This window comes from Asticcacaulis sp., assembly GCF_020217185.1.
Taxonomy (GTDB): domain Bacteria; phylum Pseudomonadota; class Alphaproteobacteria; order Caulobacterales; family Caulobacteraceae; genus Asticcacaulis.
In genome coordinates, this window is the sequence record NZ_JAIWNX010000285.1 from 1 (window position 1) to 16,028 (window position 16,028).

A 16,028-nucleotide genomic window follows, 5' to 3' on the forward strand; every position below is an offset into this window, starting at 1 on the left:
CCGGGTTTCGGCACCGAAGAGGCGGGCGGCATCGGTTCAAAAGGCGTGCTGGAAGTGCGCTGCCATGAGACGCCCTTCCTGCTGGAACACGGGCAGACCGTGGCGCGTCTGGTCTATGAGCCGCTGGTGGCCAGGCCGGAACAGCTCTACGGACAGGGCGGGTCGCACTACCAGAAGCAAGGATTGAAATTGTCCAAGCATTTCAAAGCGTGGTAGTCTGAGCCACGGGACCGCTGGTCTATAGGGGCTGTATCGGGGGGGATTATGAAACTATGGCAGTTGGTATCGGCGCTTGGCGGCGATACGCAGACAGCGGTTAAGGTCGCAGCATCGAAAACAGAGTGGGGCTTGTTGGGGGCCTACTTCCAGCAATTCACTGAGCTGGTGGATACGCAGGATCGCCAGAAGCTCGATTTTGAACTGCCTGCCGACTTCGTGAGAAAATGCCTCGCGCCGCTTCGCCTGCGTTTTTACCTCGGTAAGGACGGGCATATCCGTCCACGCAGAAAATCCCTATTCGATAAAAAACTGACGGTTGTTCAGGTGTTCGATCGGTTTGGTGGTGAGGTGTTGGAAGAGATTTTGGAATACGGCAGTCGCAAACCGTAAGCAGTTTGCTGCGGCAAGTGAGAAGAGGCTTTTGATGGCGCGGCCCGCATCGCCCTATCGCTTTTTTGTGCAGCGGCAGGCCTGATGGTCCTTCAGATGATGGAGGATAGTATGGGCTATATGATTGGCGATACGGTTCAGCTCAAATCCGGCGGCCCGGCCATGACCGTCAACAATGTCGATCTCGACAACTACGTCTATTGCGACTGGTTCGACGAACACGGCGACCGTCATTCAGACAAGTTCAAGGCCGATCTGCTGGTCGCCGCCACTGCGGAAGCCGCGCCGAACGAACCTACACCCGTGGCGTCGCCATCGCTGTAGACATCTTACACCTCCCTGCACCCCGTGCGGGGAGGTATAAATGGATTTAAGCCGCCCGCTTAGACGGCACCGGCACTTCGACCCCCTCATCAAAGTGCAGGACTTCGGGGCGGGTTTCGTCCAGGGTAAAGCGCGGCTTGAGCGGCGACTTGTTGCCATTATAGCCACCGGCCATCTTCACCAGACGCGCAAACACCACCTTGAACGGCTCCAGCCATTTAGGCGACGTCGCCAGAGCGGGTTTCAGCCCCAGCCAGCGCCGCAGACAGCCATTGGCGTAGATGACATTGGCGCGCCAGATGGCGGCCGGGGTCATGAACTCGATCGACAAGGACACGTTCACCGAGTCCTGATTGACGATGCGGTGCGGCGCGTTTTGTGTCCAGGTGAGCATCTGCCCCGGCACGAACTCCACCTGCATCGCCTCGGCATCCCATGCCGGATCAAAGCGCAACTGCTCATCCGATTCGCGCAAGGCCACGCCTTCGAGGTCATGATCGGAGACATAGGGGTCTTTGGGCGGATAGACATAGACGTGCTTGACGCCGCGTATCTGCCACAGGGTCACCAGCGGGATATCGAGGTGATAGAAGACATGGGCATTGGGCGAGGAGATCAGCAGGCCCAGATCTTCCTTCAGCGTGCTGACACCGGTTTTGGCGCGAATCTCGGCAAACATGGCCTCGCAAAGGGCGCCGATATCGGCATCCGCATGATTGACCTTGCGCAGGTTGAGCCACAACCGTCCGGCCTTCACGCCTTCCATCAGCGCGCGTCCGTCATGCGCGCCGCGCCGGCCGAGGAACCACTGCCCCCAGTTGGTCGGGTCGTAGCCCATGGTGAACACTTCCAGCTTGTCACGCGGATAGCGGTCGATCAGGGCGATCAGCGCCTCATCGGTAAACAGCGGGCTGTTGTGCAGGTCGTGCGTGAAGGTGAGGTTTTCACGGCCAAAGCCCGCCTTATGCGCGTCGGTCCAGGTGAGAATGTCGGTCATGTCTATCTTCCGGCGGGATTGGGGCGCAGCAGGGCCGTGCCGTAAAAGCCGATCTTGTGAAACCAGATGAGTTTGCCAAGGCCACGGGCGGCCTTGTCGAGGATACGCGCGGCGGCCTTTGAGCCTGCCGCATAAAGCGCCAGCCCGGCCCCGCCGAACAGCACCGCCTGCACCAGCCCGTTGAGCATCCAGTAGGCGCAGGTCAGCGGCTTTTTCGGTGTGCCCGCCATGGCCGAGGTCGAAGGCCCCTGACCATAGGCAAAGGCGCGCGGCAGGGTATAGCGCAGCGTGGCGCGGCTTTCGGGCACGTCTTCCCACACAAAGGCATCGGCCGCCCAAACCATGCGCGCGCCGTCCTGTTTCAGGGCATAGAACAGCTTGTCATCCTCACCGCCGCAGTTGTTGCGGTTGGTGTCGAAGGGCTGATCCCCGCTCAGCAGGGCCCGACGGATCAGCGAATTGCCGCAGCCGTAATAGTCGGGGATGGGGCCGCTATGGGCCGGTCCGAAGCGTGAGAAGAAGGCTTCGAAATAGGGCCGGAATTTCGGATCGGCGGTTTTGAGCCGCGCCGTGACCGGGCCAAACACCACATCGGCGTCAAAGGCCTGTTGCGCGCTGAGCATCTTCGCCACCCAGTCGGACGGCGCTTCTTCGTCGTCATCGAGGAAGAGGATAAAGGGGTCACGCGCGGCCTTTACCGCCGTATTGCGGGCATTGGCGACACCGGGATTGGGCTCGTGCAGATAGGTCAGGGTTTGACCCGCACCGGGCGTCAGGCGCTCGACCTCAGCGCGCGCTGACCCTTCCGGGGAATTGTCGCAGACGATGATGTTCACGGCCCCCTCAACGCCCGTCTGTGCAAAGACCGAGTTGAGCGCGGTCTTTAAGCCGTCCGGGCGGCGGAAGGTGGGGATGATCAGGCTGACCGACATCTTACTGGCTCAACCGCTTGCGGGCATTGGCGAAGGCGTAGATCGTGCCGTTGACGCGCCCGCCGAGGTCCAGTTCGAGGCTGGCCAGATGGTCGAGGCGACGCCCCAGACGCCGCGTCAGATGCGACACGCCCAGCGCCTTGCCGCCGCTGTCGATCAGGCGCGACAGGGTCTCAGAGGTGCGCCCCTGACCGGAGGCGGCAAACAGGCGGCCATGCTGCACCACCGAATGGGTGTTGCAGAAGGCGTTCTTATAATGCTGCTGCCCGGTTGAGAGGTCGTAATAATTGACCCCCAGTTCACGCAGCGGCGTCTGGCAGCCTTGCAGGAAGATCTGACCGGGGGAATAGGCGCTGTAGGCCGGATCAAAGGCCGAGACCCACGGATGGACGCGGTCGCCCAGACGCGGGCCAAAATGCCAGATGATCGGCTTGCCGCCCGCCGTGACGGTGGTCAGGTGGCCATAAAGCTGCGTCTGAGTGTCGGCCGGGCGCACGAACAGGTGGCGCATCAGGGCCTGCACCCACGGTGCCGACAGGAAGTCGTGGATGCCGGTCTGCGCCGTCTGGGCGCGCTTGATGGCCAGCATGGCGTCGAAATGTTCGGGCGTGAAATCCGGCAGTTCAAACCGCACCTCGCCGTGTTCCTCTTCGAGGCGGCGGCGCAGGCGGTTGATGTTTTTCAGATGCTTCTTTTCGACATTGTTGACCGTTTCCCCATGGGTAAGGTCGATGCCATAGGCGTCTTCGGGTTCGCCCTCAAAACCGTCAAAGGCCCCGTAGGGGTCGATCAGGCCCGACACCTGAAAGGCGCGAATCCCGGCCAGAGCCAGCGCTTCCCGCGCGGGGAAGGCCGTATCCGGAAAGCTGATCAGGGCCGTATAGTCGTTGAACGGCGCGCCGACGGGGCGCGCAAACTGCCCCGGACGGCGGTGGTGCGGCAGGAAGGCGAGGGTCTTTCCGGCCCGACGAAACACCGCCACCTTTATGTCGTCGCGCACCTGCGCCACGGCGGCGCAGAAGTCCCACGACAGGACGGGCGAGCCGAAGGCAAAGGTCTGGCGCGCCATGTCGCGCCACGCGGCCACGTCGGTTTCGCTAAGGTCGCGCGGGGCAATCAGGTCACAGGTAATCATACGGGTTCCGGAACGGGCCTGCGGTGGCCCCTTGTTTTACAGGGAATTCCTAACAGGGAAGGGTAAATATTCCCTATCTCAGGACAGTTACTTTTTTCAACGCACCTAAAACGTCCCAAACGTTTCGCGGGGCGCTGGTGCCATGCAAGGGGCAGGACATGACAAGTTTCACAATCTTTTTGACAAGGGTGCTTGACATTGTGAATTGCCCCGGTGTAAAGGTTGCTTGTCTTTAACGGAGAGATGAAAGTGAAAAATCTGCGTGCAACCGCCGGATGGATGATGGGGGCCTTCGTGCTCATGAGCCTGATACTGGGCGGCATTATGGGTTATGATATTGCCTCGGGTACGGGGCTGATGCGCAACAATCCCACCGTGGCCTTTGTGGTCGTGGGTTTTGTGCTGATCGCCGCTATGGCCGTCAGCGTATTCTGGTGGCTGACCATAGATGAGGCCCAAAGAGAGGCGCACAAATGGGCGTGGTATTGGGGTGGGTCCTCCGGGCTGCTGATATCGGTCTTTGCCTTTGTGGCGGCTCTGGCCGGTGGTGATGCCCTGATGATGCCCTATGTGCGCTTCATGGATTACGAAGGCCATCTGGTAGCCTTGGGCATGATTACCTCTCTTGCCCCTGCGATCATAGGCTATGGCATCGCCTGGCTCATCTGGTGGCTTCGGCACCGGTGAGGCCCAGATAAACCCCAGATAAACCCATGAAAAACCGTCTGAAAGTCCTGCGTGCGGAACATAACCTGTCTCAGGCCGATCTGGCCCAGAAGCTGGATGTGTCACGCCAGACCGTGAATGCCATCGAAACGGAGAAGTACGATCCCTCCCTGCCGCTGGCCTTCAAAATCGCCGACGTCTTCGGACTGAAAATCGAAGACATCTTTCAACCTTAACCTATAGTCTTTTTTTACACTCAAGAGGGGGTATCCCATGATCAATCTGAAACACACCCGCCGTGCGCTTCTGACCGGCTTTGTCGCTGTCGCCGCCCTGCTGCCGCTGGGGGCCGCGCAGGCCAAAGAGGCCGCACCCGCCCCGAAAATGTGGGTCATCACCGACGCGGACTCCACCATCTATCTCTATGGCTCCTTCCATATTCTGAAAGCCGACACGCAATGGAAGACGCCCGCCCTCGACAAGGTGTTCAACAGCGCCGACACGCTTTATCTCGAAGTGCCCAATGTCGATGATCAGGCGGCGGCGGGCGCGCTGGTGCAAAAGTACGGGATCGACCCGACGGGCAGCCTTTTGAAGCCCTACACGCCCGAAGAACAGAAGCTGATCCGTGACACCTACGCCAAATATGGTCTCAATATCGACCAGTTGGTCATGCTGAAGCCGTGGCTGGCCAGCCTGATGCTGGTCCTAAAGCAGATGCAGACCGAAGGCTTTGATCCGAACTTAGGTGTGGACAAGACGCTTCTGGCGGCGGCGCGCGCCAAGAACCTGCCCGTTAAGGGGCTGGAGACAATGGAAGATCAGATGAAGCTCATCTCTCAGGATGTGTTTGGTGAAGAGTCGAAGGCGTTGCTCGATACGGTTAAGGAAGACGCCAATGTCAAGGCACAGTTCACCAAGCTGCTGACGGCGTGGCAGACCGGCGACATCAAGGGGATGGAAGTCCTGATGATCGACGAGATGAAGACCAAGACGCCGAAAATGTACGAAGCCGTCATGGTCACCCGCAACCGCAACTGGGTGCAGCCGATCAAGGACGTGCTGGCCGGTTCGGGCACGCAGATGATCGTCGTCGGTGCCGGGCACCTCGCCGGTCCGGACAGCGTGCAGGCCCTGCTGAAAAAAGAAGGCATCAAGGTCGAACTGTACGACTATCAGTCGGCGAAGTAAGCCGCTTTGATCGTAACCCCTGTGCGTGATCGTGCAGGGGTTTTTATTGACATTGAGGCCGTTTTTATACACAAGGCGCGCCTAAGCCCCTTAAAGCTTAGAATTTGGAATCCCCTTGGTCCCGTGCGGCTTTGGGGATGCTTCTTTTTTAAGGGATTCACGAAGATGAACACCACGCCTGAGACTGCCCCCGAAGATCACCTGTTCGGCGTTTATAACCGCGCCGCTATGGAGGTTGAACGCGGCGAAGGCGTGCGACTTTACGCCCGTGACGGCCGCGTGTTCATCGATCTGGTGCAGGGCGTGGCGACCAATGGCCTCGGCCACTGCCATCCCAAGCTGATCGAGGCGGTGAAAACCCAGTCCGAAAAGCTGTGGCACGTGTCCAATATTTTCCGCATTCCGGATCAGCAGACGCTGGCGGCGCGGCTGTGCGAAGACTCGTTTGCCGATCAGGTCTTCTTCACCAATTCGGGCACTGAGGCCGTCGAATGCGCGCTGAAGCTGGCGCGCAAGTATCACGACGCCAAGGGTCAGCCTGAGCGCATCGACATCATCACCTTTACCGGGGCCTTCCATGGCCGCTCCTATGGCGCGGTCAATGCCGGGGGCAATGACGCCTATCTGGCCGGGTTCGGGCCGAAGCTGCCGGGTTATGTGCACCTGCCGTTTGGCGACCATGAGGCGCTTAAAGCCGCCGCGGCCGCCCCCACGGCAGCGGCCATTCTGGTCGAGCCGGTGCAGGGCGAAGGCGGCACCCGTCAGGTGCCGGAACAATGCCTGCGCGGCCTGCGTGATCTGTGCGATCAGTACGGCCTGCTTTTGATGTTTGACGAAATCCAGTGCGGCATGGGCCGTTCGGGCAAGCTGTGGGCGCACCAGTGGTCGGGCGTCGAACCGGACGTCATGATGACGGCCAAGGCGCTTGGCGGCGGCTTCCCCATCGGAGCCTGTCTGGCCACCAAAGAGGCGGCGTCTGGCATGGTCTTCGGCAGCCACGGCTCGACCTTCGGCGGCAATCCGCTGGCCATGGCGGTCGGTCTGGTCGCCTATGGCGAGCTGTCGAGCCCGGAGATGCTCGATCACGTCAATCAGGTGTCGGGCTTCCTGCGTCAGCAGCTTCAGGGCCTCAAGGCCGCCTTCCCGGACGTCATTGACGAAATCCGCGGCAAGGGCCTGCTGGTCGGGATCAAGGTCAAGCCGTCCAACCGTGACGTGATGGCCCTGGCGCGTGACAACGGCCTGCTGATCGCCGGCGGGTCGGACAACTGCATCCGTCTGCTGCCGCCGCTCAACCTGACCATTGAGGAGGCGCGTGAGGCGCTGGCCCTGTTCGAACAGACCTGTCAGGCGGCGCGCGACACCCTGCTGGTTGGGGAGACCGCGTAATGGTGAAGCATTTTCTGGACATTTCCGACCTGAGTGCCGCTGACCTGCGCGCCATCCTCGATGACGCCCATGCGCGTAAAAAGGCGCGTTTGGGTTGGCCCAAGGGGCGCGTCGATGCCGATGCCCCGGCGCAGGACCGCGTGCTGGCCATGATCTTTGAAAAGAACTCGACGCGTACGCGCTTCTCGTTTGATGCGGCCATCCGCCAACTGGGCGGCGATGCCATCATCTCGACGGCGACCGACATGCAGCTCGGTCGCGGCGAGACCATCGAAGACACGGCCAAGGTCCTGTCGCGCATGGTCGATGCCATCATGATCCGCGCCAACCGCCATGAGGATGTCGAACGTCTGGCGCGCGCCGCCAGCGTACCGGTGATCAACGGCCTGACCAACAAGAGCCACCCGTGCCAGATCCTCGCCGATCTTCAGACGATCGAGGAACATCGCGGCGACATCAAGGGCAAGACTCTGGCCTGGGTCGGTGACGGCAACAATGTCTGCGCCTCCTTCATCCATGCGGCGGCGCGTTTCGACTTCACGCTGAACATCGCCTGCCCGGCCAAATACAAGCCCTCGAACGCCGACATGGTGTTTGCGGCGGAATCGCGCGCCCGCGTGACGGTGACGCAGGACCCCGAGGCCGCCGTGCGTGGCGCCGATGTGGTGATGGCCGATACCTGGGTGTCGATGGGCGACCTCGATCACGAGGAACGCCTTGAAGCCTTTGAGCCCTATCAGGTCAATGAGGCGCTGATGACGCTGGCCAAGCCCGACGCCCTGTTCCTGCACTGTCTGCCCGCCCATCGCGGCGAAGAGGTGACGGACGGCGTTATCGACGGCCCGCAATCGCAGGTCTGGGACGAGGCGGAAAACCGCATCCACGCCCAGAAGGCCGTTCTGGCGTGGTGCCTGAGCGCATAAGTCTTACACCTCCCTGCACGACGTGCGGGGAGGGGGAACATTAAAAACCCCTCCGGTTTGCGCCGGAGGGGTTTTGTTTTACTGCGCCGGGGCGGCGGCGGGTTTGTCCGCCGGCTTGACCTGAATGCGCAGCAGCTTCTCCTTGATCAGCCACTTCTTTGCCATGGCCTGAATGTCGGCAGGTGTCACCGCCTCGACCTCGGCCTTGCGTGTGCGGATGGCCGTCAGATCACGCGGATCGGCCTGAATGCCGGGCAGGACGCCGATCCAGTAGCCGTTCGTCTTGACCTGAACGTCGTAACGATCCAGCACCGGCTTGCGGGCGCGCAGCAGTTCGTCGGCTTCCACCGGCTTGGCCTTCAGGTCTTCGGCAATGGCTAGCAGCGAGTCGTAGAAGGTCTGATCGACTTCGGGTTTCACCGTCGCCTGCGCGGCCAGATAGCCATAACCCTTGAAGGTATTGGACATCACGCTGCCCGCCGATGAGCCGTAGGACGCCCCCTGCTTTTCGCGGATTTCGTCGATCAGGCGCAGCGTCATGACTTCGGCCAGCATTTCGGTGGCACGGGCCTGCTTCGTATCGGCGAAGAAGTCGGTGGTCGGCCAGGCGACGTAGCTGAGGTTCTGATCGGCGCGGCCGGTGTGGGTCAGGACCTGATGCAGGTTGGTCGTGGGGAAGCGGAGCGTATCCGCGCCCTTGACCGGGGCGATGGTTTCCGCGCGCTTGGGCAGGGTGGCGAAGGTGGTGTCCAGAACCTTTTTGGCCTCTTCGACCGTGATGTCACCGACGATGGTGATTTCGATGGGCGCGGTGGTCAGGATGCCGGTGACCAGCGCCTTGGCATCGTCGTTCTTCACCGCCAGAGCCGCATCCTTTTCCGGCAGGCCGAAGCGGGTATCGCCATTGCGCAGCAGGCGCGGGGCCTTGGTCGAGAAGACGCTGTTGGGCGTCGAAGACAGGGTCTGGTAATAGTTGGGCAGGAAGGATTTCAGACGATCCAGCGCCTGCGGACGATAGGCCGTGTCGGTGACGAAGGCCGTCAGCACCTGCATCTGAAGCGCGAAATCGCTCGGCGTCGTGTTGCCGGACAGGACCGCCGCCTCTTCGCCGATACCAAAATTGGCCCCGTAGATGCGTCCGGCCAGCGTCTCCTTGATCTCTTCGGAATCGAGCTTGCCCAGACCGCCGTCGAAGACGCCGACCCAGTTGGCGGCCTGAAGCGGCAGGGCCTTGTCCTGACCGATGGTGGTCAGGCCGCCGTTGAAGCGGACATTGACCAGAATTTCGTTGTCCTTGAAGGTCGTCGGCTTGATATTGACTTTTACGCCGTTGGCATAGGCCAGTTCGGTGACGCCGATATCGGTCAGCAGCATTTCCTTTACGACAGAGGCCGGGGCCTTGCCAAAGGTTTCATAAGGCCACGCCTTCTTGACCGCGACCGCCGGTTTTTCGACGGTTTTGGCCTTGATGGCCTCATACGACGCCAGCATGGCCGGCTTGTCGAAGCCGCCCAGATCGGACGCCATATGCGTCAGAAGCGGGCCGTCACCGGCGAACAGCGTCTTGGCGCGGGCACTGACCGCCGCGGCGGTGAGGCGGCCCTTGATGCTGTTGAAGAAGGCGAGGTTCTGGCTGGGGGCCGTCATGACCTCCTTGTCCGCCACCGAACCGACCAGCGCATTGACGATGGCGCCGGTATTGCGCGTCTTTTCGCCCTTGGCCTGCGCCTCAAGGCTGGCGGCCATGTCGGCCAGCTCGCGCGTCACCTCGTCTTCGGTCACGCCATAGGTTTCGAACTGACGCACCATGGTAAAGGCCTGCTCAAAGGCGTCCTTTTCCTTGCCGGGCTTGGGCGTGATGCTCAGGCTGAGGGTTTCGGCGGTTTTGGCGACCGTGTCGTCGCCGGCCCCTGCGGCGGCAAAGGCGCTTTCGGGGGACTTGGCCTGACGCTCAAGGCGCTGGTTGAGGATGGACAGGGTCAGGTTATCGAGCGTGTCGTCGAAGTCCTTAGCCTGTGTTTCCCACGAGTCGTCGAACGGCTTGAACCACGTCACCTGCATGGATTTGCTGAGGCCCGGCTCGACATAGGTATAGGCCGAGGCTTTTTGCGGTGTATAGGTGCCGAAGCTCAGCTTATCCAGCGGGCGCTTGGAACGGGGTGTCAGGTCCGAGAATTTCGCCTTGATCTTGGCTTCAATTGTGTTGGCATCGACATCACCGGCCACCACCACCGTGGTCAGTTCCGGGCGGTAGAAGTCGTTATAATAGTCGATAAAGGCCTGAGCCGGGGCCTCAGCAATGACCTTGGTCGAACCGATAGGCAGGCGGTGGCCATAAAGCTGACCGGGGAAGGCGGCCTTGGCCCATTCGACATAGGCGCGATAACCCGGCGAATTGCGCGCGCGTTCTTCGCCCAGCACGACGCCGCGCTCACGGTCGATGGCCTTGGGGTCCAGCGTCAGATTGCCCGCTGTCTCGCGGAACAGGAACAGGCCGGTGTCGATGATCTCTTCGTCGTTCTTCGGCAGGTCCAGCATATAGACCGTCTCATCGAACGAGGTGTAGGCATTGGTGTCCGGGCCGAACTTCAGGCCGTGACGCTCAAGGATCTTGACCATATCGCCTTCGGGCACATTCTTCGAGCCGTTAAACGCCATGTGCTCAAGAAAGTGGGCGAGGCCAAGCTGCTGCTCAGACTCCATCAGCGAGCCGGTGCCGAAGCGCATGCGCAGGGCAACCACACCCGGCGGCGTCTTGTTCGGATAGATGATGTAGGTCAGGCCGTTGGGCAGGCGGCCGAAACGCGCCTGAGGGTCAGGTGTGATGTCGGAATGGGTCTGCGCGAATTCGACGCCGCCCGGCAGGACCGCCGGTGCCTTAGGCGCCGTCTGGGCATAGGCCACGGGCGTCAGCGCCGTCGCCGACAAAAGCCCGGTGGACAAGGCGGCAACCGCTGCGGCGGTCAGGAATTGGCTACGTATCGACATGAAAAGGTCGCCCCTCATAGGAAAATGTGGGGCGACCTTTTCAAAGTTTTGCGGCTGAATAAAGTTACGAAATCGTAATGTAGGTAACGACCTAGTTCTTACCATTCCCCGACACGTAATAGGTCGCCGTATTGCCGATGGCGCGGCTGGTCGAAACGATGGCCCGGCCCGATCCGCCAATGGTGCTCGTCGTCGAAGCCGTCACATTGGCGTTGTTGACCTGAGAGTTGCGCACCGTCATGTCCGCTTCGCATTCGGCGCAGGCATAGGCATAGGCCGAGTTGCCCGTCGCTTCGGCGGTGACATAGGCGTCGTAACCCGTATGGCCTTCAAAGCTGGCCTGCACGTCGATCGGACCGTCGTTGAACTGCTCGGTATTGATGTTGACGTACTTGTCGCCGTTACCCGCGGTCAGGCTGTTGCCCACGCCGGTCGCGGTCGAATGCATCTCACCATACTCATACCCGCTCAGCACGCTCATCGACTGCACCTGACCGCCATTGGCCTGACGCGTGTCGGTGACCAGCGAACCGCCGGTATTGTACAGCGTCACCGTGTTGGCGGCGGCGTCCGACTGCGTGGCCATGTGCCAGGCATTGCCCGCATTGGCCGAGACGTAGGATTCCGTGCGTCCGCTCGCATCCTGCGTGACCGTATGCTCCTGCGAGCCGCGATCGGTCGAGTTCGAAGCGTAGTAGTTGTTCATCGCCGAGGCGGTGTACAGGTTCGGTGACGGTGAATAGTGCAGCACCACACCTGTGCGGGCGCGGGCTTCGGCATCCGACTGCTGATGGGCGGTCGATTCCAGACGTCCGTTGGTCACCTGATAGGCCTGATGGTTGGTGACCGCGACCGTATTGATCTCACCCGACTCATAGATAGAGTTGTTGGGTGAATTGACCTGCGTATCGGCGTGGACATTGACCGCATCGACATACTGCTGGGTATTGGCCACCAGCTTGCCGTCCGTGGTCGTCCCCGCGCCGTAATTGCCGACGGCCTGCGTCGTCATATAGAGCGGCGTGCCCAGCGACTTGCGGTAGTCTTCCGGAGCCGCCGTGCCATTGACCGTAGCCGTAGCCGTGACATTGCCCTGAAGCACCTGAACAGAGGTCAGCTTGGCATCAACCTGTTCATTGCCGACCGTCACCGCATTGCCGTGGCCCGACGTCTCGACCTTCAGAAGGTCGTAGTTTTCCACCACGTTCAGGGTCTGACCGGAGAAGATGTCGCCGGTCTGAACCTGATCATTGGTGATGTCGAGCCCGCCCGAAGCCGGGGGCGTCGTCTGACTAGTAGCGGCCGTCGCCAGTGTTGCGGTTGCGAGTATTGTGCCAACGGCTAGGATCTTCGCGCGTACCCGCATTGTTGGTCTCCAGATTGTTATAGGCCGGGGTGTAGCCGCCGGTCTTGCCCAGCGTGGCGTCGTTGAGGAAGTCGTCCTTGGGGTTCAGGCAGATTTCGGGGCCTTGCACCCCGTAGAGGTTGGCCATGAATTCCAGCGTGGCACGTTCAATCAGGGCCCGCACCGCGAGTTGCATGGGCTCAAGCCCGCCTTCGCCCGCCGAAACGTCGAAGATGTTGCCGTTGAAGAAGTCGAACACGCCGGCCTTGATTTCGCGACCGATGATCTGCTTCTGGTAAGAAATGACGTCCACCACTTCCAGCGTGCGGGTATCGACCAGACGCAGGTCCAGCGCGACATTCATCACATAGAGGCGGCCATTGACGATGCCCTTGGTATCGCGGGCGTCAGCGTCGCCGACATAGGCGTCGATACCGGACGAGCGGATATTGTAGTTCAGCTCGGTGATACCGCCCACGATGTGGAAGTCGGAACCGGCGATCTGACCCGCCATGATGCGGCGGTATTCGCCGGCTTCGGTCGGGTTGGCGACCTCATTATCGGTGATCAGCTTGTTATTGGTGTACTTCAGCTCCAGTTCCGACACCGACGTGTCAAAACGTTCGACCTGACGCGCGCCGGACTTGGCCAGAGCGGTCATCGCCATCAGCGAAGCGCCCTGCGTGATCTTGCGCCCCCCTTCGTATTCCACCTTGCCGGTGTAGTCCGAGATGCGGCCCACCGCCATGCGCGGCGAGGCGAGGCTATGCTTGCGGGCATAGGAGCCGAGGCAGACCAGAGCGTCCGAATAGGCGGTCGGGTTGGCCGTCACCGGGGCATTGCCGATCGGCTTGGCATAGACGCCCGACGGACCGGCGACCGGCGACACACAGGCCGATAAGGTCATGGCGCCCGCCGCCAGAGCGATCAGGCTGAGGCCACGACGCACGCGGCGCGACGATTTCTTCGTATCAGAAGCCATTGAGATTTCCTGTAATGTCCGTGCCAGTGGCACCGGTGGCGGTTTGATTGCCATTGGTGGCCGTGACGTTGCCGTTGTTGGTCTGGGTCGAATTGACGATGACGGTGTTGTAGTTGCCGTTGACGACAACCGAGAGATTGTTACCGATGGCGGTGGCCCCACCCACGGCACCGGCGCCGGAGTAGCTGTCGCCCGCGCCATAGGTCATCGACTTGGAATAGATGCTCTGGTCGCCGCCGGTGACGATGACGCCATCCAGCAGCACACGGTTGCCATTGGCATCGCGCGTCGAAGGGTCGATGGCGCGCTCCTCCTGGCCGCGGGTACGGCCATAGCCGGTCTCAAAACCGGTCGAGGTCGTGCTCATGGTCTGCGCCAGAGCCGGGGCCCCGGTGAGGACGACGAGGCCTGCGGTGGCTGCGGCTATCTTGTAAAACGCCATGTTGGGCTCCTGTCAGGCTTGCGCCTTCACTTGAGAGGCGAAAAGCAAATCGGATGCCACTGTGACCGCGAACCTTAAAAATTGGGTATATTTTGTCTTAAAAATCGCTAAAGGGTTTCAAAATCAGGGTTTAAGGGCTTCGCAAAGCGCTTTGCGGCCCTATATTCGCGGCTCGACCGGCCGATGGACGCTGTAGCCGCATAAGGGTTGCGTATGAATGAGACGACAAAAGAGCCGTTTTTCACGGCACCCTGGCCGGCCGTAGTCCTCAGCGGGCTCATTTTGGCACTGTTCGCCCTGCAATCTCAATTCGATACAAACGGCGATCTGGTCTATATGCTAGGCCTCAATCCGCGCCTTTTGTGGAAGTACGACACCTTCTACGCCCTGTTTACCACCTTGTTCCTGCACGGGAGCTGGATACACGCCGGTATGAATGCCGCCCTGGGGCTGGCCTTTGCCAGCGGCGTGGCGCGCGTTTTTGGCACACGCATCGGTGGTGCGGCACTCTTCTATATATACTACCTGTTCTGCGGCGTTCTGGCCGGGGTGGTCTATTGCGCGATCTTCCCGGACCGTAACGTCCTGCTGATCGGCGCGTCCGGCGCCATTTCAGGTCTGATGGGGGCGGCCATCCGTATCGGCCCCGGCTATATGCTGCCTTTTACTGACCGCGGAGTGATGGGGATGACGATTGCGTGGACCGCCATCAATATCCTGTCGGCCTTTATCAGCATCATTCCCGCGGCGGGCACCATTGCCTGGGAAGTGCATCTGATCGGTTACGCGATTGGCCTTCTGACCATAGGGGTGTGGATGCGCCTGTTCCGGCCGCGTTTCTTCAGCCTCTAGATCATTATGATTTCTGGTAGAAACATAATGATCTCGCTTTTGTTTAGCCCCTCGCCGGGTACGGGCTTGCGCCACCTTGGCCGCCGCCTCAATGGCGGCCTGAGGGGAATGATTCCAGTAGAAATCATTCCCCTCTAAATTTCCCGTAAAGAGACGCCTCACGCAAAATTGACATCAAGGTCAAATTAAGGCCTTGCCCTCTTAACGTCTTCGCATAACCCTGCTCTCTTGCTCCGGACACCGGGAGGTCCGGCTATAAAGGGAGAGAGCCTATGCTGATCAATCAGCTTTTGAACGCCAAAGGCCATCAGGTCTTCACTGTATCCCCCGAAGATACAGTGGCCGCGGTATCCGCCCTTCTGCATACGCGCAAGGTCGGGGCGTTTGTGGTTGCCGACCGTCTGGGGCGTGTCGCCGGCATCGTCTCCGAACGCGACATCATAGGGGCGCTGGCGCAAAAGGGCGCTTTGGCGCTTGATATGCAGGTTCAGGACATCATGACCGCAGATGTGATTGTGGCGCGTCTGGGTGAAACCGTGGACTCCCTCCTTGAGCGCATGACCGACCGCCGTATCCGCCACCTGCCGGTGATGGAAGGCCCCAAGTTGACGGGCATTGTCTCTATAGGGGATCTGGTTAAGGCGAAGATCGCTCAGGCCGAACACGAGGCCCAAACGCTCAAGGCCTATATTACGGCAGGTTAATACCCAGGGTCATTGGATATGACTCTGGGTATGCCTTTCGAGCCTGTCTCATGTCCCGAAGACATATGAGACAGGCTCGTGTCTTCAACGGCCGGATGCGGTCAGCATCTTCGGCCGTTGGCATATAAGACGAAAACCACGTAACGGGGATAGAATCCATTTTTGTGATTTTAGGGGTTGCGTCCCGCCGGGCGGTTTGTCTATAAGCCGCCCTCTCGACGGGACGCGCCGCCGACGAAGCAAGCCGGTTGAAAAACAGACTTGCCAATTCGTCTAAGCGGCGATATGTTCCGCACCTTCCGATTCTTCAGGGCCTGCATGGCCATCTCGCAAAGATGGTCTGGGTGGTCTTGTTGTCTTTAAAATGGCCGGTTAAGCGGTTGTGGAAAAAGAAAAAAATCGGTTGACACGGTTTAGCGGCTCCTTTAAAAGTCGCCCTCCGCTTCGGCGGGTTAGGTCTTTGACATTGTGGAATGGGGAAGGGAAACGCAGGCGGCGGTGGTCTATGACGACTACTGTTGCAAGCGGTCTCTTTTAATAGACAACCAT

The 16,028-nt window shown here is 60.4% G+C and carries 17 protein-coding genes; 10 read left to right on the forward strand and 7 right to left on the reverse strand.

What is annotated here, in order from left to right; genetic code table 11:
- From LDL37_RS14580 to LDL37_RS14590, 3 genes are all read left to right on the forward strand, one after another.
- A partial coding sequence (locus tag LDL37_RS14580; protein ID WP_290799549.1) for a 2'-deoxycytidine 5'-triphosphate deaminase occupies positions 1–216 on the forward strand: 216 nt, incomplete at its 5' end.
- A gap of 48 nt (positions 217–264) precedes the next feature.
- Positions 265–609 carry a hypothetical protein gene (locus tag LDL37_RS14585; RefSeq protein ID WP_290799550.1) on the forward strand — a complete coding sequence of 115 codons (345 nt, stop codon included), beginning with the start codon at positions 265–267 and terminating at the stop codon, positions 607–609.
- 111 nt (positions 610–720) lie between these two features.
- On the forward strand, positions 721–933 hold the full coding sequence (locus LDL37_RS14590; protein WP_172961160.1) for a DUF2158 domain-containing protein: 213 nt from the start codon (positions 721–723) through the stop codon (positions 931–933).
- Between the two features lie 46 nt (positions 934–979).
- Here the strand turns inward: LDL37_RS14590 and LDL37_RS14595 are convergent, their stop codons facing one another.
- Genes LDL37_RS14595 through LDL37_RS14605 form a run of 3 tightly spaced genes read right to left on the reverse strand, consistent with a single transcriptional unit; the run spans position 980 to position 3,997 of the window.
- Positions 980–1,930 carry a hypothetical protein gene (locus LDL37_RS14595; RefSeq protein WP_290799551.1) on the reverse strand — a complete coding sequence of 317 codons (951 nt, stop codon included), beginning with the start codon at positions 1,928–1,930 and terminating at the stop codon, positions 980–982.
- Between the two features lie 2 nt (positions 1,931–1,932).
- The gene (locus LDL37_RS14600; RefSeq protein WP_290799552.1) at positions 1,933–2,862 is read right to left on the reverse strand and encodes a glycosyltransferase family 2 protein; all 930 of its coding nucleotides are present in this window, start codon (positions 2,860–2,862) and stop codon (positions 1,933–1,935) included.
- A gap of 1 nt (position 2,863) precedes the next feature.
- The gene (locus LDL37_RS14605; protein WP_290799553.1) at positions 2,864–3,997 is read right to left on the reverse strand and encodes a GNAT family N-acetyltransferase; all 1,134 of its coding nucleotides are present in this window, start codon (positions 3,995–3,997) and stop codon (positions 2,864–2,866) included.
- A gap of 249 nt (positions 3,998–4,246) precedes the next feature.
- On the opposite strand from LDL37_RS14605, the gene LDL37_RS14610 reads away from it, so the two are divergent.
- From LDL37_RS14610 to argF, 5 genes are all read left to right on the forward strand, one after another.
- Positions 4,247–4,684, forward strand: a complete 438-nt coding sequence (locus LDL37_RS14610) for a hypothetical protein (protein WP_290799554.1) — start codon at positions 4,247–4,249, stop codon at positions 4,682–4,684.
- A gap of 26 nt (positions 4,685–4,710) precedes the next feature.
- The gene (locus LDL37_RS14615; RefSeq protein ID WP_290799555.1) at positions 4,711–4,899 is read left to right on the forward strand and encodes a helix-turn-helix transcriptional regulator; all 189 of its coding nucleotides are present in this window, start codon (positions 4,711–4,713) and stop codon (positions 4,897–4,899) included.
- 37 nt (positions 4,900–4,936) lie between these two features.
- The gene (locus LDL37_RS14620; RefSeq protein ID WP_290799556.1) at positions 4,937–5,854 is read left to right on the forward strand and encodes a TraB/GumN family protein; all 918 of its coding nucleotides are present in this window, start codon (positions 4,937–4,939) and stop codon (positions 5,852–5,854) included.
- A 165-nt stretch (positions 5,855–6,019) separates the two neighbouring features.
- Positions 6,020–7,243, forward strand: coding sequence for an aspartate aminotransferase family protein (locus tag LDL37_RS14625; RefSeq protein WP_290799557.1), 1,224 nt, complete (start codon positions 6,020–6,022; stop codon positions 7,241–7,243).
- Entirely contained in the window at positions 7,243–8,166 is a 924-nt protein-coding gene (gene argF, locus LDL37_RS14630; protein WP_126421523.1) for an ornithine carbamoyltransferase, read from the forward strand. The genes LDL37_RS14625 and argF overlap by 1 nt, the downstream gene beginning before the upstream one ends.
- A gap of 78 nt (positions 8,167–8,244) precedes the next feature.
- Here argF and LDL37_RS14635 read toward each other — a convergent pair whose 3' ends face one another.
- The 4 genes from LDL37_RS14635 to hfaA form a co-directional block, all read right to left on the reverse strand.
- The gene (locus LDL37_RS14635; protein ID WP_290799558.1) at positions 8,245–11,154 is read right to left on the reverse strand and encodes a pitrilysin family protein; all 2,910 of its coding nucleotides are present in this window, start codon (positions 11,152–11,154) and stop codon (positions 8,245–8,247) included.
- Positions 11,155–11,245: 91 nt separating this feature from the next.
- Positions 11,246–12,520: a holdfast anchor protein HfaD gene (hfaD, locus tag LDL37_RS14640; protein ID WP_290799559.1), complete on the reverse strand. Its 1,275-nt coding sequence runs from the start codon at positions 12,518–12,520 to the stop codon at positions 11,246–11,248.
- Positions 12,447–13,481: a holdfast anchoring protein HfaB gene (gene hfaB, locus LDL37_RS14645; RefSeq protein WP_290799560.1), complete on the reverse strand. Its 1,035-nt coding sequence runs from the start codon at positions 13,479–13,481 to the stop codon at positions 12,447–12,449. Before hfaB ends, hfaD begins: the two co-directional genes overlap by 74 nt.
- Positions 13,471–13,923 carry a holdfast anchoring protein HfaA gene (gene hfaA, locus LDL37_RS14650; RefSeq protein WP_290799561.1) on the reverse strand — a complete coding sequence of 151 codons (453 nt, stop codon included), beginning with the start codon at positions 13,921–13,923 and terminating at the stop codon, positions 13,471–13,473. Before hfaA ends, hfaB begins: the two co-directional genes overlap by 11 nt.
- 282 nt (positions 13,924–14,205) lie before the next feature.
- Here hfaA and LDL37_RS14655 point away from each other — a divergent pair, with 282 nt between their 5' ends.
- A complete protein-coding gene (locus tag LDL37_RS14655; protein WP_172961159.1) occupies positions 14,206–14,775 on the forward strand; it encodes a rhomboid family intramembrane serine protease in 570 nt (189 codons plus the stop codon).
- 272 nt (positions 14,776–15,047) lie between these two features.
- A complete protein-coding gene (locus LDL37_RS14660) occupies positions 15,048–15,479 on the forward strand; it encodes a CBS domain-containing protein (RefSeq protein WP_126421515.1) in 432 nt (143 codons plus the stop codon).
- Positions 15,480–16,028 lie beyond the last annotated feature (549 nt).